Origin of the sequence: Winogradskyella forsetii (assembly GCF_013394595.1) — a bacterium.
GTDB classification, from domain to species: Bacteria; Bacteroidota; Bacteroidia; order Flavobacteriales; family Flavobacteriaceae; genus Winogradskyella; species Winogradskyella forsetii.
The window spans coordinates 1020501-1046085 of the sequence record NZ_CP053348.1 but is presented as its reverse complement, the minus strand read 5'-3'; the positions used below and the strand labels follow the sequence as shown (position 1 = coordinate 1046085).

14 protein-coding genes are annotated in these 25585 nt (G+C 34.8%); 4 read left to right on the top strand and 10 right to left on the bottom strand.

The annotated features are described in order from the left end of the window. Nucleotides 1-3 precede the first annotated feature (3 nt). The 5 genes from HM987_RS04480 to HM987_RS04460 all read right to left on the bottom strand — a co-directional run bounded on the left by HM987_RS04480 (nucleotide 4) and on the right by HM987_RS04460 (nucleotide 10413). The gene (locus tag HM987_RS04480) at nucleotides 4-3072 is read right to left on the bottom strand and encodes a SusC/RagA family TonB-linked outer membrane protein (protein ID WP_179005616.1); all 3069 of its coding nucleotides are present in this window, start codon (nucleotides 3070-3072) and stop codon (nucleotides 4-6) included. Between the two features lie 301 nt (nucleotides 3073-3373). Beyond that, entirely contained in the window at nucleotides 3374-6142 is a 2769-nt protein-coding gene (locus tag HM987_RS04475) for a triple tyrosine motif-containing protein (protein WP_179005614.1), read from the bottom strand. Nucleotides 6143-6274: 132 nt separating this feature from the next. Further along, entirely contained in the window at nucleotides 6275-7003 is a 729-nt protein-coding gene (locus tag HM987_RS04470; RefSeq protein ID WP_179005612.1) for an MIP/aquaporin family protein, read from the bottom strand. Between the two features lie 108 nt (nucleotides 7004-7111). After that, on the bottom strand, nucleotides 7112-8608 hold the full coding sequence (gene glpK, locus HM987_RS04465; protein ID WP_179009885.1) for a glycerol kinase GlpK: 1497 nt from the start codon (nucleotides 8606-8608) through the stop codon (nucleotides 7112-7114). Nucleotides 8609-8832: 224 nt separating this feature from the next. Then, on the bottom strand, nucleotides 8833-10413 hold the full coding sequence (locus HM987_RS04460) for a glycerol-3-phosphate dehydrogenase/oxidase (RefSeq protein WP_179009883.1): 1581 nt from the start codon (nucleotides 10411-10413) through the stop codon (nucleotides 8833-8835). Nucleotides 10414-10579: 166 nt separating this feature from the next. On the opposite strand from HM987_RS04460, the gene HM987_RS04455 reads away from it, so the two are divergent. Further along, on the top strand, nucleotides 10580-11335 hold the full coding sequence (locus HM987_RS04455; protein WP_179005610.1) for a DeoR/GlpR family DNA-binding transcription regulator: 756 nt from the start codon (nucleotides 10580-10582) through the stop codon (nucleotides 11333-11335). A gap of 34 nt (nucleotides 11336-11369) precedes the next feature. After that, the gene (locus HM987_RS04450) at nucleotides 11370-12905 is read left to right on the top strand and encodes a sulfatase family protein (RefSeq protein WP_179005608.1); all 1536 of its coding nucleotides are present in this window, start codon (nucleotides 11370-11372) and stop codon (nucleotides 12903-12905) included. A 661-nt stretch (nucleotides 12906-13566) separates the two neighbouring features. Here the strand turns inward: HM987_RS04450 and HM987_RS04445 are convergent. The 4 genes from HM987_RS04445 to HM987_RS04430 form a co-directional block, all read right to left on the bottom strand. Next, a complete protein-coding gene (locus tag HM987_RS04445; RefSeq protein WP_179005606.1) occupies nucleotides 13567-13995 on the bottom strand; it encodes an FKBP-type peptidyl-prolyl cis-trans isomerase in 429 nt (142 codons plus the stop codon). 342 nt (nucleotides 13996-14337) lie between these two features. Further along, the gene (locus HM987_RS04440; protein ID WP_179005604.1) at nucleotides 14338-18393 is read right to left on the bottom strand and encodes a CheR family methyltransferase; all 4056 of its coding nucleotides are present in this window, start codon (nucleotides 18391-18393) and stop codon (nucleotides 14338-14340) included. A 380-nt stretch (nucleotides 18394-18773) separates the two neighbouring features. Next, a complete protein-coding gene (locus HM987_RS04435) occupies nucleotides 18774-19220 on the bottom strand; it encodes a response regulator (RefSeq protein ID WP_179005602.1) in 447 nt (148 codons plus the stop codon). A 14-nt stretch (nucleotides 19221-19234) separates the two neighbouring features. Further along, nucleotides 19235-19795: an AraC family transcriptional regulator gene (locus HM987_RS04430; protein ID WP_179005601.1), complete on the bottom strand. Its 561-nt coding sequence runs from the start codon at nucleotides 19793-19795 to the stop codon at nucleotides 19235-19237. Nucleotides 19796-20309: 514 nt separating this feature from the next. Between HM987_RS04430 and HM987_RS04425 the strand changes: the two genes are divergently transcribed. Beyond that, nucleotides 20310-21236 carry a helix-turn-helix transcriptional regulator gene (locus HM987_RS04425; protein ID WP_179005599.1) on the top strand — a complete coding sequence of 309 codons (927 nt, stop codon included), beginning with the start codon at nucleotides 20310-20312 and terminating at the stop codon, nucleotides 21234-21236. A gap of 159 nt (nucleotides 21237-21395) precedes the next feature. Further along, nucleotides 21396-21533, top strand: coding sequence for a hypothetical protein (locus HM987_RS04420; RefSeq protein ID WP_179005596.1), 138 nt, complete (start codon nucleotides 21396-21398; stop codon nucleotides 21531-21533). Between the two features lie 428 nt (nucleotides 21534-21961). Here the strand turns inward: HM987_RS04420 and HM987_RS04415 are convergent, their stop codons facing one another. Next, on the bottom strand, nucleotides 21962-25570 hold the full coding sequence (locus HM987_RS04415; protein WP_179005594.1) for a metallophosphatase: 3609 nt from the start codon (nucleotides 25568-25570) through the stop codon (nucleotides 21962-21964). Between the last annotated feature and the right edge of the window lie 15 nt (nucleotides 25571-25585).

The window sequence follows — 25585 nt, the reverse complement described above, 5'->3', positions numbered from 1 at the left end:
ATTTTAAAATTTAACTCTTACACCGAATGTAAATGCTTTTGCATCAGGATAACCAGTATCGGCATTAGAAAATGTACTTCTAATATTGACTTCAGGGCTATAACCAATATAATCCGTTTTTGTAAATACATTAGTAGCAGTAGCATATAACCTTATTTGGTCAATATTCAATTTCGATGTAACTTTATCTGATAATGTATATCCTAAACTTACGGTTCTTAATCTAATGTAAGATGCATCCTTAACTGCCAAGGAATTTAGGTATAATGGGCCTGATTCCGCACTAGGTCTTGGAAACGAATTTGAAGGATTTTCTGGCGTGTAATAATCTACTTTTACGCCGTTGATATCCCCTCTTAAGGTGCCGCCATTATTATACTCATTTAAAAAAGGATTCACTTTTGTTGCTCCTTCCACAGCATAAAAATCCAATAATAAATCAAACCCTTTATAGGCAATAGTTGTGGATAATGATCCGAACCAATCTGGACTAGGATCAATAAAAACACGATCTTCTGGTGTTATTTTACCATCTGGTCCACTAGTAACATTGCCATCTTCATCTACACTATTAATATCTCTAACCCGAATATCACCTGCTCTAAGGTCTGGTTGTGGCAAGGAGGACTCTGGATTAGCTTGAGGTGCATTTTCTAAATCATCACCTTCTTGCCAGATGCCGTCAAACTCATAAGTATATATAACTCCAACAGGCTGACCTACATAATAGTTGAATGTATTATCTTCTGTGATGGCAACACCGTCTCCGTCATTATAAAGTTCCAATATCTCATTTTGGTTATTAGACCAATTTGTAGAAACCGACCATTGAAAATCCTCAGTATTAATGATATTTGCCGTTAAGTTAAGTTCAATACCACTGTTCTTCATTTCACCCGCGTTAAAGAAGGTTGATGTAAAACCTGTTGTAGAAGGCACACCTCTTCTTAATAATAAGTCTGTAGTTCTAGAATCATACCAGTTGACATTTCCAACTAAAATTCTGTTAAAAACTGAAAAATCCAAACCTAGATTTAATGTTGTAATTCTTTCGAATGATAAATCTGGATTAGGCAATATAGTTGATGGCGCATATCCAGAAGCGGATTCGTCATCAAATACGTACGGTTGGAAATCTGCAGTAAAGAGCGACGTATAAGGTCGTCCTAAATCATTTACCAATGAACCATAACTTACTCTAAACTTCAATTCCTGTAGAGCATTAACATCTTCTAAAAAACTTTCTTTATGTATTTTCCATGCAAAAGATCCTGCTGGGTTATAACTCCATTTATTTCCTTCGCCGTTTAAGGATGCACCATCTGCACGAACAACGCCTTCAATAGTATATCTATCAAAAAGTGTATAACGTGCTCTAGCCAAGTAACCTAAATATCTAATGACATCATTGTCTCGCTCTACGCTCAAATTACCAATAGCAGTTGCGATGCCATTATAGCCCAAGTCTTCGTTTGCAAAACCTTCACCTTGTGTAAATGTTCTTGAAAATTCGTTTTCTTGAGTGGATTGCACTAAAGTCACATTAAGTTTATGGTCGTCATTAAGGGCTTTATCATAAGTTAAGATGTTCTCAACCAAATAAGATTCTTGCAAAGTATTATATAATCTTGCCCTTCCCCTTACATCATCACCTGCACCACTTAAAGACGATTGGTATTGTCCTCGTTCTGAAGTTCTTCTGGTTAAGTTAGCTTTTAATTGATATTGCAAATCATTTGTAATTTTCCAAATTGGGGTAACATTGATCACATAATCATTTCCTTTTTCTTCATGATTTTGTTCTCTCAAGTTTACTAGTGGATTTATGGCAGTCCCTTCTTCGCCACTAGGAAATCTCGCCAAACTACCATCGTCATTATAAGCGTTTCCTAATGGAGACACTGTTATCACATTGACATTTGCAGCTCTATCCGTATTATCATTTAACAAATTTAGATCAAAATTTACAGAGAACTTATCAGAAATTTTTTGATCCACATTTAAACGTAATGTATTTCTAGAATAACTTGAAGTCGGAATCAATCCATCTTCTTTAAAATGATTAATACTTCCAAAAACTTTGGTTTTTTCTGTACCACCACTTACACTGATGGCATGACTATTTACAATTCCATTTCTCAATAATTCGTCTTCCCAATCCACGAAATTGTTATTCGCAATATTTTCCAATTCAACTTCAGAAAAAATCTCATCGTCATCCAAATATTCATCATCAGCATTATTGGCTCTAAAAGCTTCACGTCGAAGCTGCGCAAATTCTTGCCCACTATAAACATCAAAATTACGTTCAATAGTTTTGGTAGTCATAAAACCATGATAACTCACACTTACTTTACCAGTTTGTCCACGTTTGGTGGTAATCAATACCACACCATTGGCACCTCTTGAACCATAGATCGCTTGTGCTGATGCATCTTTCAGAAACTCTATAGATTCTATATCATCTGCATCTATATCCTCAATGCCACCATCTCTAATAATACCATCAACTACATAAATAGCACTCACATTACCTTCAATGGAACCTTGTCCTCTAAAAATAATTTCAGAAGTACCACCTGGTCTTAAAGTACCACCTCCAACGTCTACTTGTAATCCGGCTATTCTACCACGTAGCATTTCATTAACATCTGAAGTTGGAGTTAGAGTCGCTTTAGACAAATCTGTTGTTGCCACGGCATTTACGATATCACTTTTCTTCTGCGTACCATAACCTACAACAACAACCTCATCTAATGAGCTATCATCTTGCAGTGCAATGGTCATTTCTCCAGATTGATAAGGCACCTCCTGCGTCTTAAAGCCTACATAGGATACCACTAGAATAGAAGATTCATCCGATACTTCTAAAGTAAAGACACCATCGAAATCCGTTTGTGTTCCATTCGTTGTACCTTTTTCTATAACAGATGCTCCTGGTAACGGCATATTATCTGATGCAGAGGTCACTTTACCTGTTACTGTAGTCTGAGCCAAAATGGAAAAAGAGCTACACAATAAAAAGAGACAAAAGAATATTTCAATTCTTGATCTTTGAAATTTTAATTTCATAAATATTGATTTGATTAATTATTTAGTTTCCAAAATTAGATAATACTAAAACCCACATTAGACTTCCAATTTTATGATATTGTAAATTTAAACCCAAGAAATTGTTAATACCACAATTATTACCTCGATAAAAAACCGACATCGTAAAATTTAACAAAAAAATATTCTATTACTTTTCTCGTAAAGTCCATAAACACTAGCTTTATTAAGTACAGCATTTTTCTTAACAAATTCTTAATATGGGGCTTTTTTAAGAGCTTGTCATGGTAATGTCTAGGTAGAATATGTGATTGTCGAGGTGTTAGAATTTTAAGATATAATTAACTAAGCTATCATCGTGCTGTAATTGCAACTTTTTGCGCAATCGATAACGTTTAGTTTCCACGCTTTTAATAGATATATTAAGCAATGGCGCCATTTCTTTGGAAGATAAATTGAGTCTTAAATAGGCACAAAATTTTAAATCGTTGGGGGTTAATTCCGGATGTTTAGCCTTAATTTTATCCATAAAATCCTTATCGGCATTATTAAAAGCTTCTTTGAAGAATTTCCAATCTTTTGTGTTGTTCAAATTGTTATCTATTAACTCGACGGCACTTCCAATATCAGATTTATTTTTAGCCTTCTTTAATTCTTTTTTTATTTTACGAAGCATTTCATTTTTTTTGATAATGCTCATTGTAGAAATTGCCAACTCCCTATTTTTCCCTTCAATATCCTGGTTTAATTTTTCATTTTTAACTTGAACAATCTGTCTTTCATTTTTAAGATGCTCATGCCTTATAATTCGTTCATAGTAAAATTTATAGGCTTTATGCACCAATAAGCCAATGACCGAAAGCATAATTAGATATACAATAATGGCAAGATTTGAGATATACCAAGGCCTACTAATTGTAAATGGATAATTTACCGTATTTTTTGTTCGCTGATTTCCGACTTTGGCTCTAATTTCCAAGTTGTAATCCCCAAAAGGAAGGTTTTCGAATTGAAGACTTGACTGCTCGGACCACGCACTCCACCGCTTCATCTTTCCATTTAATTTGTATTGGTAATTGACATCCAAAAATTTGTTGTATTCCGGCACCGAATAATCAAAAAACAAAGCACCTTGTTTATGCTTAAAATCTCCCTTGTCTTTAATAGGCAATTTTAGCACGTTGTCATCTCGATCTGCAATTTTTACCGAATTGAGATAAACGAAATAATCAGTTTCTTTTGATATCTGCGATGCATTCAAGGTTAAATATCCATAAGAGGCCCCTAAAACATATTTTTCTTTGTCAATATGTTGAATATTCTCGAATCCAAGAATGCCTTTTCTGAGATTTAAAGGAATAGAAATCGTTGTTAGTTCCGGTTTATTAGTAAGATTATCATTCTCTATAAAACTAATATTCTGATCGGAAAACAACCACAGCTTACCTCGTTGGTCCACCACCATTTTTGCAGATTTGTACGGCGAAACCTTTTCACTTAAATCACTGTTTTTTACAAATTTTCCTTCGTTTTTCTTATAATCAAACACCCCATCCTCAGAGGTATATAAAATATCGCCTTTGTAAGTAATTAACCCCGAATTCTTACCTAAGCTCAGTTCAGATTGGCGTTTGATATCTACAACCTCATGCAAAGTACTATCTAGCTGAATCCTAAAAACACCTTTATATTCGTTATTTACCAAGATTTGATTTCGATCGTTGATTTCAAAAAAGCGTGACGAATTTTTAAAACCGTCAATTTTATTACGCACATACCAAGATTCGCTATTCTTTTGGAGCACATACAACCCATCGTAATTCCCTTGAAGCAACAGATCATCGTGATTTGGTATTTTTTTAAAATTCCAAGCCCCCAAAATCGTACTGATACTTTTTGCAGTATTATTCTCAATAATGAAGGTGCCTAAATGATGCCCACAAAACAAATTTCGATTGCTATCATTATAAAGACTCCAAACTTGGCCCGCTGTACCTTTCACAAAAGTAAAATCTTCATTTTTTGAATCTAATGCCCTATAAAACAAACCCTGATTCGTGCCAACAAAGAGGTAATCGTTAAAAATCAATGTTGTATAAACCGTACCAATATTTCCATAATAATCTATAAATGTTTTTATTGACGAATCAACATTGATGCAGTTTATCCCATTATCCAAACCTGTCCATACGTTGTTTTCATTATCTTCAAAAAGCGATAGTACCGTATTATTCGCTAATCCATTCCTTTGATTTATTTCATATTCAATAGCTCCATTTGTATTTATTTTAATTAAGCCATCAGAAATTGATCCCAGCACAAAACTTTTATCTTTTAATCTAATACTACTAAACACATTTAATTCCTTCAATCTTTTATTTGAAGACACATTCCATTCGCTTAACTTATGGCCATCAAACTGAAAAAAACCTGAATTACGTGACAATATGATCAGCTTTTCATGATGCTGAAAAACATCTATGACTCTATCTTCCAAAACGATATTATCATCAATTACCAATTTTGGCTCACCGTCTTCTAAAACGTAAATACCTTCATTAGCCACATGGTAGTAAATCTGATTGTTAACATTAAAAACTTTGTAGATTATGTTTTCGGAATTTATAGTTTTGAAAGTCTCAGAAGTTTTGTTGTAGAAGTATAAGGCATGCCCAGCTTGAAACAATACCCATTCCTCATAACTTATAATGTCCCAAATCTGATCTTCATTTAATATTTTCTCACCTAACTTAGGTATTAAAGAATAGTAGTCTAAATCCCCTAAATCATTGCGCTTCCAATAGCCAAATTCCTCATAACACCCAGAATAAACCCTATCATCAATAACTTTAACAGCCCTAAGAACCGTATTGTTAGGAGATCGATAAGGTATCCATTCAGAGCCGTTAAATTCTAACAATCCTAAATTATTAGCGACAAAAATATAGCCTTTAGAATCTTGGGAAATCATCCAATTTTGATTCTCGCCATCATACTCAGATGCCGTATACGTTTGGATAGGCGGCAACTCCTGACTATGCAAAACCAAGACTAAAAACACACCTAATAAGAGCAGAATTTTTTTCATCATTTTCATAAAGATAGCACTATATCTTATCTACTTAAAAGTAATAATTAAAAAATGGAATTAAAAAAGGAATACAGAAAATGTCAACCCTTTAAGAGTTGACATTTTCAATTCTAAACAAATTATAACTAAATTTTACAATAAAGCCATCATTAATAATGCCGCCAGTGCTCCACCCACCAATGGCCCTACAACAGGTATCCAGGCATAAGCCCAATCACTATTAGCTTTATTTTTTATAGGTAGAATAGCATGCATAATGCGTGGCCCCAAATCCCTTGCAGGATTAATGGCATAACCCGTTGTACCACCAAGGGACAAACCAATAGACCAGACCAAGAACGCTACTGGTAAAGCACCTAAAGATCCTAAACCAATTACGGTTTCCGTGTCGTTGATACTCGCATCTGTAAAATAGAAAATCGTAAACAACAAAACAAACGTTCCTATCATTTCACTAAAAAAATTCGAAAACGTATTCCTTATTGCTGGAGCCGTACAGAAGACCGCTTTTTTAGAATCTGCATCTTGCGTTTCTTCAAAGTGATTTCTATAGATTATCCAAACCGTTGTTGAACCAATCATTGCGCCAATCATCTGGGCCAGCACAAACAGCGGTACATCTGCCCAAGGAAATTTACCTGCAACAGCCAAGGCCACGGTAACCGCAGGATTGATATGTGCGCCACTATGTGGACCAGCAATAACGACAGCGACATAAACCGCCAATGCCCAACCCGTTGTGATCACAATCCAACCACTATTATTACCAATGGTTTTATTGAGCACGACATTGGCTACAACGCCTCCACCGAGTAAAATCAAAATCGCTGTACCAATAATTTCTGCTATAAATGGTGTCATATTTTTTTATGTTGTGGATTATATTTTATTTCAAATTCAAAGTTAAACAGCGTATAAAATTCTTGCTATCTGAAAAAAGAAATGATTTTAAATTTCAAACTCAAAACATTAAACATTCTTTGTCCAATATTCCAAAGCATCAATCGCTCTGTACCAACCTTCGATATGCTTTTTTATTTCTGTTCTATCTTCCATTGGGCTAAAGGTTTTATCCGTTTGCCAGATATCTTGAATTTCTTCAGGATTTTCCCAATAGCCTACTGCCAGGCCAGCTAAAAATGCTGCTCCCATTGCTGTAGTCTCAACAACTTTTGGCCTAATGGTTTTGGTATTTAAAACATCGGATTGAAACTGCATCAACATATTGTTGATGGTTGCGCCACCATCAACACGTAATTCTTTAATTGATAAACCCGAATCCGCTTCCATCGCTTTTAAAATATCCATAGTCTGGAATGCAATAGACTCCAAAGCCGCCCGTGCGATATGTGCATCTGTACTTCCTCTTGTCAATCCGAACATGGTACCTTTTGCATGTTGGTTCCAATGTGGTGCGCCGAGACCTGCAAAAGCTGGCACAAAATAAACCCCATCTGTATGTTCAACTGACGAAGCCAATGCTTCAACATCGGAAGAATTTCTTATAATTTTTAAACTATCGCGCAACCATTGTACAACGGCTCCTGCTATAAAAACACTTCCTTCTAAGGCATAAGTTGTTTTTCCGTTGATTTTCCAAGCCACTGTTGTCAATAAATTATTTTTGGATACAATCGGTTTTTCTCCGATGTTCATTAACATAAAGCAACCTGTGCCGTATGTGTTTTTAACCATTCCTGGTTTGGTACACATTTGCCCAAATAAAGCCGCTTGCTGATCGCCTGCGATTCCTGCAATTGGAATTTTAGCATCATAAAACGTGGATGTTGTATGACCATAAACTTCACTTGAAGCTTTCACTTCTGGTAGCATACTTTTAGGAATCGTCAACAATTCTAATAATTCATCGTCCCATGCCATGGTATTGATGTTAAACATCAAGGTTCTTGAGGCATTGGTTACATCTGTGATATGCTGCTTGCCTTTGGTAAAGTTCCAGACCAACCAACTGTCTATAGTTCCCAAGATTAAATCTCCAGCTTCTGCTTTTGTTCTGGCACCTTCTACGTTATCGAGAATCCATTTTACCTTCGTTCCAGAAAAATAAGAATCAATGACCAATCCTGTTTTTTCTTTGATCCATTTTGCTTTTCCTTCTTTTTTGAGTTGGTCACAATAGTCAGAAGTTCTTTTGTCTTGCCAAACAATAGCGTTATAAATGGGTTCGCCTGTATTTTTATCCCATACCACAACAGTTTCACGCTGATTAGTGATTCCTATAGCTGCGATATTTTCCACATCCAGGCCTTTACTGGCAATAGCTTCTGCGGCAACACCAGCCTGAGTTGACCAAATCTCTTTAGGATCGTGCTCAACCCAACCCGATTTAGGAAAATATTGAGTAAACTCTTTTTGGGCCTGCGAAACAATATTGCCTTTTTTATCAAAAACAATGGCCCTCGAACTTGTTGTTCCCTGATCTAAGGATAGGATATATTTTCCCATAATTTGTTGTTGTTTAGTTATTCCCATCTTCCGTCTTCCCGAAGGGAAGAAACTTTTGGCCATTTCTTTCTTGCTTCGTTCGCCCGAATTCGGTATTTAGTTTATTCTTTCTCTATTTTCTCTATAATCTTAAATTCATATCGCCTCCATCGCCCTTCTTTAGTCTTCCGTCATCTGTCTTTTTTTTCTCCTATCTCCGACCTCTCAAAACTAATGATCAACGACTATTTCAAAATGTATTGCTCAGCTATCTCTAAAAAATCTTCAATTTGTTTTGCCCGCCAATCGATAGTTTGGCTTAATTCTGCTCTTAACAACTCTCCAACCATTGGCGCAATTTCAACGGCCGCTTTTGCATCTAAAAACAAAACACGTACACGTCTTGCCAAAACATCTTCTATGCTTCTGGCCATTTCTTGTCGTACAGCCCAAATGACTTCTGCTTTTGTAAACTCCAATCTTGGATGTAGATTTTCGCCTAGAACGGAATTCTCTTTTACCAATGCCGCAATTCCTTTTTGATCTGTACCATAAATGTAAAGATGGTTGTTACGATCTACAGTTCCATTTGAACCATGAATCAATAGGTCCTGCGTTTTACAATTGGCGTCAGGTAGCTTGTTCATCGCAATCATTTTGTTCACCGTATCTTGGGCCATTCTCCTGTAGGTAGTCCATTTTCCCCCTGTGATCGTGATCAATTCAGAATCTGACACAATGATTTTATGACTTCGTGAAATTTCTTTTGTTTTTTCAGATTTATCCTTTGGTGCAGCTAACGGTCTCAGTCCTGCAAAAATGCTCAACACATCATCTTTATCCGCTCTTTTGTTCAGGTATCTGTTTGCCGTTTCCAATACAAATTCAATTTCCTTATCCAAAGGCTTTGGCTCTAAACTATGGCTATCCAACAACGTATCTGTTGTACCAACCACAACCCTATTATGCCAAGGCACCAAAAATAACACACGACCATCATCTGTTTTAGGTATCATAATGGCATCGTTTCCTGGTAAAAATGATTTATCAAAAACCAAATGAATGCCTTGGCTTGGACGGATGCTATTTTCAGCCGTTGCATCATCCATTTGTAATATATCATCCGAAAACACACCTGTTGCATTGATGACCGCTTTGGCATTTAAAGTATATTCAGTATTGGATTCCTTATCAATCGCTACAACACCATTTACAAGCCCTTTACTATCTTTTTGAAGGTTTTTTACCTCGAAGTGATTTAGAACCGTAGCGCCATGCTCAATGCACGTCTGAGCAATGTTAACCGCTAATCTTGAATCGTCAAACTGACCATCATGATAAACAACTCCACCCTTCAATTTAGCCACTTTTAAAGTCGATAACCTTGAAATGGTTTCACTTTTCTTAATTCTGACCGATTTTCCGAAACTTAGTTTTCCTGCTAAAAAATCATAAACTTTCATGCCAACCGTATAGAAAAAATTATCCCACCATCTATAATTTGGAATAATGAATGATTGGTTACTCACCAAATGTGATGCATTTTTCAACATCAAACCTCTTTCGTACAAAGCCTCTCGCACCAAATCGATGTTTCCTTGCGCTAAGTATCTTACGCCTCCATGTACTAATTTTGTACTTCTACTCGATGTTCCTTTCGCAAAATCAACCTGCTCTAGAAGTAATGTTTTGTAACCTCGCGTCGTACAATCCAATGCCACTCCCAATCCCGTTGCGCCTCCTCCAATGATGATAACATCCCAATTTTTAGTGGACTCTAATTGACTTATTAAGGTTTCTCTTTTAAACAAAATGCTTTTATTTATTTCAATTGATTTTCAAATATATAAAAATAAATTAAATATGAAACTAAACGAAACCAATATTTCCTTAAAAATAAAGTTTTTATAAAAATTACACTTCATTTACTTTCGTTTTATTATATTTGTGAGCCATTAAACTAAAACTCTAAAAAACTTCAGCATACGACAAATGAAGCGACATCAAGACATATTAGACAGACTCGCGAAGGAGAAACACCTCGAAGTGCTTGACTTGTGCGATATATTGAATGTTTCCGCAGTAACGATTAGAAAAGACCTCAAACTTTTAGAGCAAAAAGGTTTACTACACCGAACCCATGGTGGCGCATCATTGGAAAATCCCTATATTAATGAGCGAACCGTTTTAGATAAAGAGAAAATCTCGGTTGAGGAAAAAAACGGCATTGCACAAATGGCCGCAAGTCGCATCGTTGAAAACGACTCCATTTTAATTGCTTCGGGAACAACCGTTCAGGCATTTTCAAAATTTATCAAAGCCAAAAATAAATTAACGGTGATCACCTCATCACTTCATGTGGTCTTACACCTTATACACGATAAGAATATTGAAATCCTTCAGCTTGGCGGCTACATTAGGCACAGTTCAGCCTCTGTAGTTGGTAATTATGCAGAATATATTCTAAAGAATGTATCCTGCAGCAAACTATTTTTAGGTGTTGACGGTATTGATTTAGAATACGGGCTGTCCACCACCAACCTCGAAGAAGCAGAATTAAATAAAAAAATGCTAAAGGCGGCCCAAAAAGTAATTGTATTGGCGGATTCTTCCAAATTCGGTAAAAAGAGTTTTGCTAGAATATGTGACCTTTCCCAAGTCGATGAAATCATAACCGACAACGGTATTTCTGAAATAAAACGAAAGAAATTAGAAGAAAAAGAAATTAAAGTGACCATTGTCAACTAAACTCTATAAATGGATAAACTAAACAACGTATAAAATGAAACACTACTTATTTTTAATGGTATTTGCTGTATTATTTTCATGCCATTCAGATAAAAAGAAAAGTGACCCTTCTGAACAAGAACCAACACAAAATGAAAAACCAAATATTCTACTGATTGTTGTGGATGATCAAGGTTATGCAGATTTTACACCTTTTGAAAATTATGACAAAACAGTATCTAGTCCAAACATAGCACGTTTAGGTAAATCTGGAACTGTTTATACACAAGCCTATGTATCTGCCCCTGTTTGTAGTCCATCTAGAGCAGGAATTATTACAGGAAAAAACCAATTCCGTTGGGATATTCCTGCAAGTTGGGGACCAGGTTTACCAGATGATGTCAAAACACTTCCTGAATATTTAAAAGAAGCTGGTTATCACACCGCACGAATCGGAAAAAACGATTTAGGTCGAAATTTCCATAAAAATGATGTTAGGGAATACCCTTTAAATCATGGTTATGATGAATTCTTGGGCTTCTCTGCCCATGCGCACGATTATTGGGCCAATTCCCAAAGCATTAAAAAGCGTACACCAGATCCTTATGGCACCAGTGCACTTTTAGGGCCTTTGATGCATAATATGGGAGATAAAAGTTATGAGGAAGGTTATCTCACTGATATTTTAACGGACGAATCCCTTGATTATTTAAAGCGAGACCATGACAAACCTTTCTTTTTAACCCTATCTTATAACGCCGTACATCACTTAATTCACGAAGTCCCTAAAAAATATCTGGACAAGTATAATGTTAAGGAAATCCCTAATTACGATCCAGATAGTTTGGTAGCTTTTAAAAATCACAAACCTGGTAGCTATTCTGCGTACTATGATAAATATTCTAGAGTTGGTGCCATAAATACTGAGAATTTACGACAATATTATTTAGCAAATTTAAATTGCTTGGATGATAATATTGGCCGTGTTTTAGATGCTTTAAAAGAAACAGGACTAGACAAAAACACATTAATTGTATTTGTATCCGACAATGGAGGCTCTCCGCTTACAGGTTCTAATAATGCACCGTTAACAGGTGGAAAATATTCACTTTGGGAAGGTGGTATTAGAGTACCCATGGCTATGAGTTGGCCAGGACAAGTAGACGTTGGTAAAGTTGAAAAACGCTATGTTTCTGCGTTGGATATATTACCAACATTGACCAAAGCCGCTGGGATTGAATTAACCGATACTTCTATTGATGGTATTGATTTACTAGCACCAAAAGCTGAACGCTTATTAGTTTGGAAATGGCAAAAAACCTGGGCTGCAAGAAAAGGAAAATGGAAAATAACGAATGCCAAGGAAAACCATTGGAAAAGTGAACCATCAGCCCAATATATTGCGCCAATACGCGATGATTTAACCATCAAATTATTCGATATTGAAGCCGATCCAGGAGAACGTAACGATGTGGCTGCCGAGTATCCTGAAAAAGTTAAGGAATTACAACAGGCTTATGATGCTTGGTGCGAAGCCAATATTTCCAAAGGAACTGATATTAAAAAGGAAACAGAAAACGACACTCACTAAAAATTTAAGTGATAATAGCTTTTCTTTTTTAGATAAAAAAGAGTTTTACTTAATCCCTTTAATCTCTATCAATTTAACTTGAGGTTGCATTTTTAATGTGTTCATTTTGCCTTGATGCAAAACGAACCAAAAAATCAAAACGATTTGTTAGGAAATTGCTAAAGCACCATTCGCTAATACATTAATTTTTCTAGACTTTAATTTACAAATAGTTCCAATCCTAGATTTGTTTTCAAAAGAATCCTTGTTGCTCATTATTTCTGAAAACCGTTGCTTCCGACGCTGTCGGAATTTAGGTGTTGAGCTCTAACTTTCTTATGGCTTAAATGGTTCAATCTAAAACTCTGCGGTATTAACTTTTTCTCCATATACCACTTTGAAACTCCAAAAATCTCCGTGGCTAAATTATTTATGCCAAACTTCCACGTAAATTTATAATTCCGAAGTATTGGGATTCTAAAAACATCTCGTCTTTTATTGAGATAATTTTGAGTATCACTCCAGAGTTATTGCTATTCAAATGTTCATTAAACTGGTGTTTGGTTAAAAAAAAGTTTTTATTTAATCTCTATCAATTATTATCAAAAGCAATAAATTCCATCAACTTTTACCCAAGCTAATGGGTAAGTCGATGGAATTTTTAATGTTTAATGTTGTGCTATTATTTAATCTCAACCAACTCAAGGTCAAAAACCAATTCTTGTCCCGCTAATGGATGATTTCCATCTACGATCACATTGTCTTCATTGACCTCAACAATTCTAAATTGGTGCTCATTACCTTGCTCATCCCTTGAAGCCAAACCTAAACCAACTTCAGGCTTTACCTCTGGTGGCAATTGTGCTTTGTCTACTTTATGGAATAGTTCCTTTTTGACATCACCATAGGCATCTTCCATAGGAATATCAACAGTCTTTTTATCATTCACTTTCATATCGATAACTGCTTTTTCAAAACCAGGAATTAACATGCCATTTCCTAACGTAAATTCTAGTGGCTCGCGCTCTAAAGAACTATCGAAGACTTGTCCGTTTTTTAATTTTCCTGTGTAATGTACCTTTACCGTATCATTTTCTTTTACTTGACTCATAAATTTTTAATTTCATTTTATAAACAACAAAATTATTGTTTATAAGAGAGAATAAAGAATGATACCTAGGTTTTTCGGGATATTTAAGAAAAAAATAACGTCTTTACCGCATATTTCAAAAAAAACTATAACACACTGAATTAGAATACTGTTAAATTAAATTATGGAATTCAGAAAGCGTATTTTTTTAGATAAACGCTTGGTCTATTTTTTAATGACGCACCATCGGTTGAGTGACGACAAACCTTTAGGCTCAGCGTGGCTAAAACTTAAAATAATGAGATTCCTTTTCGAGACGCATTCGGAATGACAGAGCCTTTTTAAAGAAAGTTCAATTAAGTATTACTTTTTCTTATCCATGGGAAAGTACAGTATAAAACTAGACCCTTTACCTATTTCACTTTCCACATCTACACAACCATTGTGCAGATCCATAATGCGTTTACAAATGGCCAGTCCGATCCCTGTTCCGATATATTCGGTAGAGGAATTCAATTTTTTAAAGGGTTTAAAAATATAATCTTTCTTATCTTCATCGAGCCCAATACCATTATCTTTAAACACAATTTTTTTGAATGTTACCTTATGATTTGCTTTCAAATGTTTAGACATATCCTTACCTATCACTTCATCTATAGTAATCTCGATAACAGGTTTGTTTTTATTGAATTTGATAGCATTTCTAATTAAATTAGAAAATAATTGATACATTCTTGTTGATATACCTTTAATTTCCCCGAGCTCTTCTTTATGTATCTCAACCTTCTTTTCATCAATTAAAACTTCCAGATCCGACATTACGGTTTCATAGATCTCATCTAAGTTTACGGTTTCTACTTTAACGTTATTATCATCGATTTTACTATAATCCATGATATCATTAACAAGGTTGGTTAAGCGTTCTGCAGAACTTTCAATTTTAGTCGTATATTTTTCAATGGAACCCTCTTCGTTATTTTTCACAAGAGAGTTGAACATTCTAATTTTTCGTAGTGGCTCTTTAAGGTCGTGGCTTGCCATATAGGCAAATTCCTCTAAGTTCATATTAAGCTTCACCAACTCCTTATTGGCTTTTCTGATATCTTTAGTTCTGACCTCAACTTTCTGTTCCAGCTCATCCCTGAAGGTCTTTTGTTTATCAATATTTGCAATAGAACCAAGGAATCCCTCAAAATTATCTAGCTCATCTAATATTGGAATACCGATATTAAAAAACCATTGGTATTTTCCATCATGGCGTCGTAAACGATACTCGCAACTGTATTCTTTTTTATTAATAAGAGCATCAGTATAAGCGCTAATGGCTGTTTCTTTATCTTCAGGATGGATAAAGTTTATCCAATTGTCACCTGTACATTCTTCCATTTTAGCCCCAATATAATCTAAGCAAGTCTGGTTTAGATAGGTACAACCTTTATCTTTATCTGTTATCCATATGCTTAAAGGTGCTTGATCTGCTATCATTTTAAATCGCTCTTCACTTTGTTTAACTTTTTCTAATAGCATTGCATCCTTAGTCATATCCATGAGCGTTCCAAACCCCTTTTTGGGTATTTTATTGTCGTCAAAAATAAGTCGCCCTGTAATTCTAATGTGTCTAATACCTTTTGAAAGCTGAAGTCTAACTTCGTGATGAATTTCTCCAGTATCCAAAGCTTTTTTAATGCTTCTTTCCTTTGCCTTCAAATCATCTGGATGGACTTTGCTCATCACATCTTGCTGCGTAATTGTCTTTTTTTGATTCAGTTCTAAAAATTCATACATCGCTTTATCTGCATGTAATTTATCCTCTTCAAAATCATACTCAAAAACCATTAAATTAGAGGCTTTGACTGCAGTTTCTAGAATAATTTGATTTTGCCTAAGAGCTGTCGCTTCTTGTGATAAGTATAAAATTCTATCTTCGTTATCATAAGGCATTCTAAAGCGTACCGCTCTAATGTCATAAAATTTGTTATTGAATAGCACTTCCATAGATGCAGCACCTTTACTCATTGTGTCACTGCATAATTTTTCTAAACGTTTTACTTCTTTTTCCGACGAATTAAGGTCTGGCAGATATTTGCCTGTAAACTCACTAACTTCTGATTTATCAACACCTTGACCGGCTAGATACTCTATGTTAAAATCTTTATCTAATATACCAACCGCACCTTTAGGTATATTTTCTGCAATGGTTTTGTAAATTAATTCGTTACGCTGGCTGATATCTTTTGCATCCTTAAGCTCTTTTTCTTTTTCCACCAATAAATCATTGGTCAGCCTTAACTCTTGGTTGGCTGTGTTTAACTCTTCATTCGCAGATTGCAATTCTTCATTACTAGTCTCCAGTTCTTCGTTACTGGATTTTAATTCTTCATTAGAAGATTGCAATTCTTCATTTATGGTTTGCAATTCTTCATTGGTAGATTCTAATTCTTCAGTAAAGATTTGAAGGTGCTCTTTGGTAGACGTGAGTTCGTCTTCCAATTCTTTAATTCTCAGATTCACAAAATCCGAGGTTTCTAGTTTTTTCTGAAGTTCTATATGGCCTTCCGTAGGTTCAATTTTTTCAAAAATAACCATGAAGTACTGTACTTCATTTATTCTATAAACAAGCGGTATAATCTTGATCCGTACGTAATGTAATTGTTCGTATAAATTAAATTTAACGACATGGCTGGTATGCGTCACATTGGTTTTCTTTACTTGTGCCAAAACCGCTTTGACGATGGTCACCAGTTCGGGGTTTACCATTTTGTGCAGATTCACATTCATGGTGCCTTGGCTAATCTCTACATAAAGCCTAAGACTGCCATGAACCTCCTTGATCTCAGCAGTGTCATTAATGACTACAAATGGATTGTTGTATTTATAATAGAGGGTTTCCTTTGCCACATCCGCAATGCTCATATTACGAATATTGTCCTGTTTCTCTTCCTCCTTTTTATCTTGGTTTCTGCTACGTAATCGCGAAAATTTCAGTTGGTAGTTTAATGAGGACTCTGCTTTTCTGAACATTTTCCCTTTTCCAATTTTAGAAAATAGATCCGCGGCCACACTTACACTTTCAGATTTCCCCAAAAACAGTAATCCTTTTGGTCTTAAAGAATAATGGAAAATTTGAAATGTTTGTTTCTGCAGTGTATTGCTAAAGTAAATGAGCAGATTTCTACAGGTGATCAGATCTAACTTTACAAATGGCGGATCCGTAGTAATATCGTGCCTAGTAAACAAGACATGCTGCTTTATTTCTTTTTTGACTTCATAATGGATATTATCGCTCTTTTCAAAGTATTTAGCAATAATTTCTGCAGGCACGTTGTCCAACAACTCCTTATTGTACATGGCTTTTCTTCCAAAACTAATAGCACGCTCGTCAATGTCTGACGCAAAGATTTGAACATGATATTGGTTTAGACTACTACCTAATAATTCATAGAGCAAAATAGCTATGGAATAAGGTTCTTCGCCAGTGGCACAACCTACACTCCAAATACGTATAGCATCTCCAGGCTCCTTGCTGTTAAGCATTTCGGTGAGTTGTTCGCGCAGTTTATCGAAAGCCTCTAAATCGCGAAAAAACTCCGTGACACCAATTAAAACCGTATCGAATAGATGATCCAATTCTTTGGGATTTTTCTTTATGAGCTCATAATACTCTAATTCGCTACTTAATTGTAAGGACGCAATTCTATGGTTAATACGCCGCATTATGGTATTTGGCTTATACATAGAGAAGTCTGTACCCGAACGCTTTTCGAGCAGTTCAAAAATAGCATCAACGGATCCCTTTTTTATGCCACTTAAAGCGATGGAACGTGTATTGGTAATGAATTGCACAATATCATCGTACATTTGCTCTGCAGGCACTATTAAATCTATATGGCCCGTATCTATGGCCGCATTAGGCATATCCCTGTGTTCTGCAGTTTCCGGCAATTGGACAATGGTAAAACCGCCAATTTCCCTAATATTGGTCATTCCTTTAGAACCATCTTTTCCGAAACCTGATAAAATGACACCAATCGCCTTCTTACCCTTGTCTTTGGCCAGGGACATAAAAAAATTATCTATGGAAGGTGTAAAGGAATGCCGAGGCGATAAGTCTTCCAAAATAAACGAACCATTAACAATACGTATTTGCTTATTCTGTGGCGTCACATAAATATTACCGCTCATCAATTCTGTATTGTTTTCTGCCGACACTACTGGCCATTTGCAACGTTTATCTAAAATTGATGCTAATTGACTTTTGTAATCAGGACTCAGGTGCATCACAATTACGATACAGATATCAGCACTGGAACCATTAAAATTCTTTAAAAATTTTGTTAAGGCATCTAGCCCTCCTGCTGAAGCACCTACGCCAACGACATATAGATCCTGTTCATTACTAACTTCTTTATGTTTACTCAAAATTCATTCATTTAGTTGATATACAGACCTAATACTATTGATTTGCTCTGATATTTGTTTTGGTTTATAATCGTAGGATTTAATACGTTTTTAGATGCCTTTGCTTACAACTAAGGATGATATGAGTTTGCAATGATGATGCTTAAGAATTGGAGGCATCAAATTTTCTATAGAACACCACTAAACAAGCCGTATTTAAACGCTTAGAAATCCTAGACCATATTTATTTTAGGCTCTAATCTAAAACCGCCAGCAGAAGCACATATTGCAAAAAGTCAAAATCCTTAGTCATGAATTCCGTAATTGTTAAAGCACTCTAAACTAAACACAGCTAAGCCAAATTATTAACTGATTCCGTTTTTTTATTTCTCCAATTGAGATTAAAATCTAAAGAGAAAATTATCCCTATTTAAAATGGAGGTATGGTATTGCCAATCGATAGTGACTACTTTTTTGATGATCTTTTTAAGTGTTTCAAAATCAGCTGGTTTATTGATATAAATGTTTGCACCCTCCAAAAAAGTCGCTTCGATATCGCGCTCTGAAGATGAGGTGGAATATATTGCCACTGTAATATTCCTAAGTCCAGGGTCTTTGCGTATTTCCTTTAAAGTCTCCACGCCACTTAAATTTGGCATATTGAGATCGAGGAATAATATATCGGGAAGCCTGGTTTCAGGCTTTCTGAAATAGTCTATAAGCTCCTGTCCGTTTTTGCACATATGAAACTGATGCGGGACTTTTAGTTCATTGACAGCGAGTTCAAACAACGCTCTGTCATCTTCATCATCATCTGCAAGTACAATATTTAATTTTTCGATTGCCATCCGCTAAGTGAAGGTTAATTTTTTTTAGTTGCTGTTGTGATTTGTTTTTTAAGATTGACAAAATAAGAGGGGCTAAAACCAGTTGTTTTCTTAAATTGTCTGGAAAGATGGGATACACTACTGTAATTGAGTTTATAAGCAATTTCCGTTAAGCTCAAGCCATCTTCAATTAATAAATCCTTGACATAATCGATTTTTTTTAAAATCAAAAATTTCTCAATAGACATAAAGGTGGCTTCAGAAAATACTCTTGACAAATAACTATAAGAATGTGGTAATTTGTCTTCTATATAAGCCGACACCTTAAAATCATCGTTATAATTATCCAATTTAATTATTTCCATTAAGATGTTTTTCACGCGCTGCACCAAAATACTCTGATGGTTGTCAATGACATGAATTCCCGACGAATTAAGTTCTTTATATAGAAGCATTTTATCTTCAGGGCTTAATCGTTCCAATATTTCAATTTCGCTACTGGAGTTAAGCTTATATTTAATACCTAAGCGCACCAATTTTTCGGAAAGCAGATTATTACAAATACTTAAAAAATCAAATTTTACCTGTATTTTCATTAGGGTACAATTACAAAAAGGGGTACAATGATAAAATATTTTCTTCAATAATATTAGACAAAACCATTTAATAATATCTAAAAAATTATAAACCTTAAAAGTGTTTTTAGTCCGGATTATTCCAAATATACTTTTTTTTCGTTGACACTACAATTTAGAAATTGATATAAAAATAGGTTCTTAAACAGAATTATGCAACCCTTTGACCAAATTGTGTAAACGTTGAACTACAAAATTAACATAATTTTGAAAATTATATTTGTGTTCATTGACGTCCCATCATTTTTACTGTCTGAAACGCAAAAACAGCCCCTTATTAATCCATTTTAAAAATAATTCACATGTCAAAAATTGTAACTTTTAGTGTTGCCATTTATTTATTCTCTTGGTGGACTTGCGTTATTATGATAGATGATTACGAGGTCATTAATCTGATCTTTCTTTCAATAAGTATTTTATTAGTTATGGTTTGTCTCATTTTTCATGACCTAAATTTTAAAAGAGTGACTAAAAAATGAGGAAACTAGATTTATTACAAGGCCAAGGTGATAGTAATGACAATAGGTTGATTGCGGATTTCGATATTTCCAACAAAAATATACTATTGGCGGTGAATGATGTAGGCGTAAGTTTTGCCAATCTGACCTGCAACTATGACACTAGTAAACTTGTTAACTCTATTTTAAAAAAGAATGCGGTCCATTTTATATATCCCAATACTGATGATGTGGTATTTCAAATCAATGGTAAGCATAAAAAACGTCTAGTTTGTCCAGGAGAAAAAACCAGCATTTATATGAGCACGAAGCATATAAATAGTAATTTTTATGTACAATCTGGTGAGCAACAAGACATTTCTATATTAAGTTTGGAGTTTTCCTTATTTGATTCTTACAGGGAAGTTGATTTTCATAATTATCTCGAAAATTATTACAATTCCGATGCCAAGGAACAAATTGCCATGAGCGTACCATCGACGGATAACAGGATTAAACAAACTATTCAAAAGGCTAAAAAATACTGTTTAGGCTCTAAATCTGATAGCTTATTGGTAAAAGCTGTGATTTCGGAACTTCAATATATTTTTATACAACAATATTTGGTCTTGAACAATCATACAATTTTAGAAGATTCTGAGATTGAAAAAATAAGTACCATCCCTACATTGGTTGAAAACCAAATCGCAACAAAAATTACTGTAGCAGATATTGCTAATGAATTAGACTTATCGATTCATAAACTGGAATTGGGATGCGAAATCGTGTTTAAATGTGGTGTGGTGTCTTTGATCAATGACATTAAACTAGAGAAGATTGCGAATCTGCTATTTACCACTACAGAACCTTTACCTGATATTTTATATAAACATGGGTATTTGAATCGTAGCTATTTCTATAAGATTTTTGAAGAAAAATTTAATTGTAAACCTTTTCAGTATTAAAAACTTTGCGCAGTAAGTAAGACATAGAGATCTTCAATTTGTACTTAATTACATCCAAGCGTTGAAGTTTTTTATCTATGATTAATTATACAATCTTTTATAGAAATTATATAAGCCCATTTACAAAGAGCACAGTATCTTATTAAAAAAAATTACACTATGAATAAAAGTCAAAATCAACCCAAACATGGGACACCATTAAATGCAAGAATCGGTAAAACACGTACCTCTTTTAGATCCACTAACAGAAAGGAAGCTGTTTTAAACCCATATTCAAAATCCAATACTGGTAGCTGATCATTGCTCATCTAGGACTAAGATTAAAATAGAGTGTCTGCATTTTGAATTGTGAAGACTTTTAAAAATTATACCATTGCGCAAACTTGAATTACAATTGAAAGAAGAAGAAAAATTTTGCTTTGATGTTTTTGAAGACAAAGATTTATACAAAAAGCTCTTTCATCGAATTTAGGACTAAAATAGAAAGCGAAAACTGAACCGTATTTTTGATCAATTGATTAATAGTTATTTGATTAGATAAAAACCCTTTGAAATTAATTTCAAAGGGTTTTTTAATATAGTTTTCAGAAGATTAAAAAAATAGAATGTCAAAATTGTTTCTATTTAAGAATTACAATAATTTTTTTTAGAACTATATTTATACTAAAATTATAATACTAGTTTTCATTCAATCAGAGCGTTTTATTAGAGATAGAATTTCAGTTTTAAAATCGAAAACCAGCAGTAAATATTATACGGCTATCTTCTGCACTTTGATAAAACCCGATGTTTGCCGTCAAGGCTTGAAATCCATTTATAAAAATTGAGCCACCATAACTGTTGTGCCATTTCTCGGAGTCTTCATTCTCATTCCATACACGACCAAAATCAAATCCGCCTGTAACACCAATTCGGAGCGGCACAAATCCTGTCCGCTTCTCAATAAAACACACCCTTAAATCTGTGGTCTGAAAAAACGCTGTTTTACCTAAAAAACGTTCGTTTCTATAACCGCGTAAACTTCTATTACCACCAACTGTAGCTGCATGATAAAACTCGTAAGTATCACCAAGAATAAAATTCGCTTGAGCTTTGGTAGCCAACGTAGCTAAACCGCTTTCGTGAATCGGGTATATAAATGACGCAGTTGGAGTTATATAAGACAGTTTATTGTCAAAATCAGAATCGACATTTTGTTTGTAGCCTGCCACAACGCCTAACTCCATTCCTCTGCGAGGCAAACTTAACAGATTTTTTTTGTTATTGAATTTAATCCCAACTTCTGCACCTGCATAAATTTGATCTTCGAAAACATCATTATCTGAATTAAAAAAACCTTGAGTAAATCCGTTATCTGTATCTTCAACTTTATTCGACTCTACCCGAGCCGCAATATGTGCACTAATATTGCCGCCTGTTTTATAAATTAAAGACGGTTGAAAATGCCATTGTTCAATCTTTACTCGATTAAAATCCATATTTACAGCATCCTCATCATACCTAGTTTCATTGCCGACACCAAAGAAATTGGTGGCATAATTTTCACTCGTAATTCGAGCATCTAGAGCTAAATTCCAATTATAAAAAATATGGGCAAATTCCCCATTATATGAAAACTCAAAACCTTGTGTCGCAGAATAGTAAGATGCATTGACCGTATGCTGTGTTGTAAAGGGATTTCGAAGTAAACTAAAGGTGGTTAAGGTATTTGTTATTCCTGCACTAAATCCTGCATCTGGATCAAAACCAACCGTTGGCAACAGTACATTATTTGAATATTTACGTTTCTGGGGATCATAATTATTAATATCGTAAGAATCGGTCAGCAATTTATTTACTGAAGAATTAAATGTATTGTTTTTCGATTTATAATCATATACTTTCACTGAACGATTGTTTTCTACGTTGTAAATATCATTTTCTTCTCCACCAAAAATTTTGATTTTTATATAGTCATTTCCGTCTCCAGTTACGTTAATTTCATCATCACCATCTAAGGCATAAACCCATATTTCGTTAGTGATGTCTTTTGAATACGTATTATCAAGAATGACATAGTCTTTTTGTTTTATGGTAACTTGTGTCTTTCCATTTGGCATTCTTACAATATCAATGACATTGTCCTTGTTAGTACCCACAACAATCTCGTGCTTTTTAAAATAGTTATAGTAATCTTGGGCAATAGAAATGATATTTTCACGCCTCTGCTTTAAAGTGGATTTGATATGCGCTATACTTTCATCTTTAGTATCTTCTAAAAGATTTGAAAACGCACTATCAATTACCTCATCCGTTAAACTATTTTGAATGTTCTCTGCTTGCTTTTGCCATTCGCTCCAACTCGCCTTATTAATAAAATTCTTATCTAAATAATACGCCGCATTATTAAATGTTTTTATATTCTGAACTTCAGGAGCATAAGTCTGCATATTTCTGGCCAATGGCACTACCATTTTGAGAATCGCTGGAAAAACACCATCATATTTAGGAAACGTTTGATCTCGATCCCTAGGAATTGGTTTGTACTGGAGCGTTCCGTCTTCCTTCTCGTGTAATGCCCATCTCCATTGATCTGCATGCCTATCCCAATCTCCAACAAGTATATCAAATAAGCGTGCTCGAATATAACTAGACTCATCAATCTGAGCATCCTTGTCATTTTGAAGTTTCAGCAACATATCCTTGGTGCTGATAATATCATCTGCATTTCCGAAGGTATCAAAACTCTTGTTCTCATCGCCAACGTGTTCTTCAAACATATAAAGTTTATCGCCATAATTTTCATTGAATCGACCTAATCGTTCTTGCTTTGGTAGATACACAATTTTTGGATTTGCATGAGGAATATCGATGGCATCCAAAAGTTCCCCAATAGCAAATTGTGCGTAAGGCTGTGCTGTTGTATAATAGTCTTGAACCACTGATTCAACAACCGTATTATCAGCATATTCAATAACATAATGATCCTTAATCATAGATTGGATAAAGCGCACACCACTTTTACGTAATTCCCTTACGGTATATTCATTTTCGTTATCATCAATTAAACGTAAGCTTCTGGATTGGTTTCCACCACCTTCGGTGATCGCTTTAACGTTGTCTGGTAAATTATCCAAAAACAATACTGGCGCTTCTATTTTTCGACCATAGGCGTCTCTATAATGATCACCCCAAAACCATTTGTAAAACCCTGATTTATTTGTCTCCTCCTCTGTATAAATAGCATCTTTGTAGGTTTCGCCAAATTCATCTTTGGTGTGATAATCGAAATCCTCTAAAGTTCCTTTTTTTAGTTTTATGTTAGAAGTAAACACCTTGGTTGATTCATTACCTTCAACCGTATAAATTTCAACTTCTGAACTTCCGTCCTTAAAAACATTGAGTTTCACAAAACCTGGTAGGTCAGTACCAAAATGACCATCTTCGATATCAGGATTGGATTTGGAAGTTTTCCCTACGGCACCACTTATAATTTGTGGTATGCCATCATCCATCAAAAATTGTAAATTTTTATCATTACCTGAAACGAAAATGACATCGTTAAACTGGCTTGCCAATGATTCTAACCGTCCTATTAAATATTGCATCTCATTATTGTAGCGCGCTTGTTTAGACAAACCTCCCATGCGCCCAATTAGTCCTTGCCTTGTAGCTGTAAGGACTGGGTGGTGCAATGCCACAACAATGGTTTTATTTTGTTCGTCTTTAAGTTCGTCCTTAAATTCCACAAAAAATTGTTCCCGAGTTTTTATTTCGCATTTGTTATTAATGTAAGGATGTTTATCCCAATCCTCAAAATACCATTGCGTATCTACCATAACCAACTCCACCTCATCGCTTAAGGTTTCCCTTTCTAAAGGACAGCCATCATTTGGCCAAAATTCCGCTTTGCTGTTATCTTGTAAAAAAGACTCTAAATCATCTAAATTTTTATGACCACCTTTATTCCATTCATTTTTTCCAGGAATAAATATAACTTCACCATTAAAATCTGAAAGTGGTTTCAAATATTGAGACCTAAGAAATGCTTCTTCAGTTTCTCTATCCTCCTTATTTTTAGGGTAACCCTCAGGTCTTGTACTATTCCCTAAAGCGATAAATACAGCATTATCATCATCTTTAGAGGCCGTTATAATAGCTTGAAGAATTTCATTTGAATATCTCGCGTGGTCCAAGCCCATATTGGCCGTTAGATAAATGTTTTTGGAAACCTCTTTTACAGTTTCTTTTTTAGCCTCTTGAGCATTAACCTTTGAAGAAAAGTTTGTGCCCAATAGCGTCAAAAATACAAGTAGAAAACCTGATTTTAGTATTGAAAATAGTCGATTTATCATATAGCAGTTTTAATT

What these genes read in the sequence shown, in the direction of transcription:
- HM987_RS04480 (WP_179005616.1), bottom strand. Translation starts at nt 3,072, where the DNA reads ATGAAATTAAAATTTCAAAGATCAAGAATTGAAATATTCTTTTGTCTC.
- HM987_RS04475 (WP_179005614.1), bottom strand. Translation starts at nt 6,142, where the DNA reads ATGATGAAAAAAATTCTGCTCTTATTAGGTGTGTTTTTAGTCTTGGTT.
- HM987_RS04470 (WP_179005612.1), bottom strand. Translation starts at nt 7,003, where the DNA reads ATGACACCATTTATAGCAGAAATTATTGGTACAGCGATTTTGATTTTA.
- glpK (WP_179009885.1), bottom strand. Translation starts at nt 8,608, where the DNA reads ATGGGAAAATATATCCTATCCTTAGATCAGGGAACAACAAGTTCGAGG.
- HM987_RS04455 (WP_179005610.1), top strand. Translation starts at nt 10,580, where the DNA reads ATGAAGCGACATCAAGACATATTAGACAGACTCGCGAAGGAGAAACAC.
- HM987_RS04450 (WP_179005608.1), top strand. Translation starts at nt 11,370, where the DNA reads ATGAAACACTACTTATTTTTAATGGTATTTGCTGTATTATTTTCATGC.
- HM987_RS04445 (WP_179005606.1), bottom strand. Translation starts at nt 13,995, where the DNA reads ATGAGTCAAGTAAAAGAAAATGATACGGTAAAGGTACATTACACAGGA.
- HM987_RS04435 (WP_179005602.1), bottom strand. Translation starts at nt 19,220, where the DNA reads ATGGCAATCGAAAAATTAAATATTGTACTTGCAGATGATGATGAAGAT.
- HM987_RS04430 (WP_179005601.1), bottom strand. Translation starts at nt 19,795, where the DNA reads ATGAAAATACAGGTAAAATTTGATTTTTTAAGTATTTGTAATAATCTG.
- HM987_RS04425 (WP_179005599.1), top strand. Translation starts at nt 20,310, where the DNA reads ATGAGGAAACTAGATTTATTACAAGGCCAAGGTGATAGTAATGACAAT.
- HM987_RS04420 (WP_179005596.1), top strand. Translation starts at nt 21,396, where the DNA reads ATGAATAAAAGTCAAAATCAACCCAAACATGGGACACCATTAAATGCA.
- HM987_RS04415 (WP_179005594.1), bottom strand. Translation starts at nt 25,570, where the DNA reads ATGATAAATCGACTATTTTCAATACTAAAATCAGGTTTTCTACTTGTA.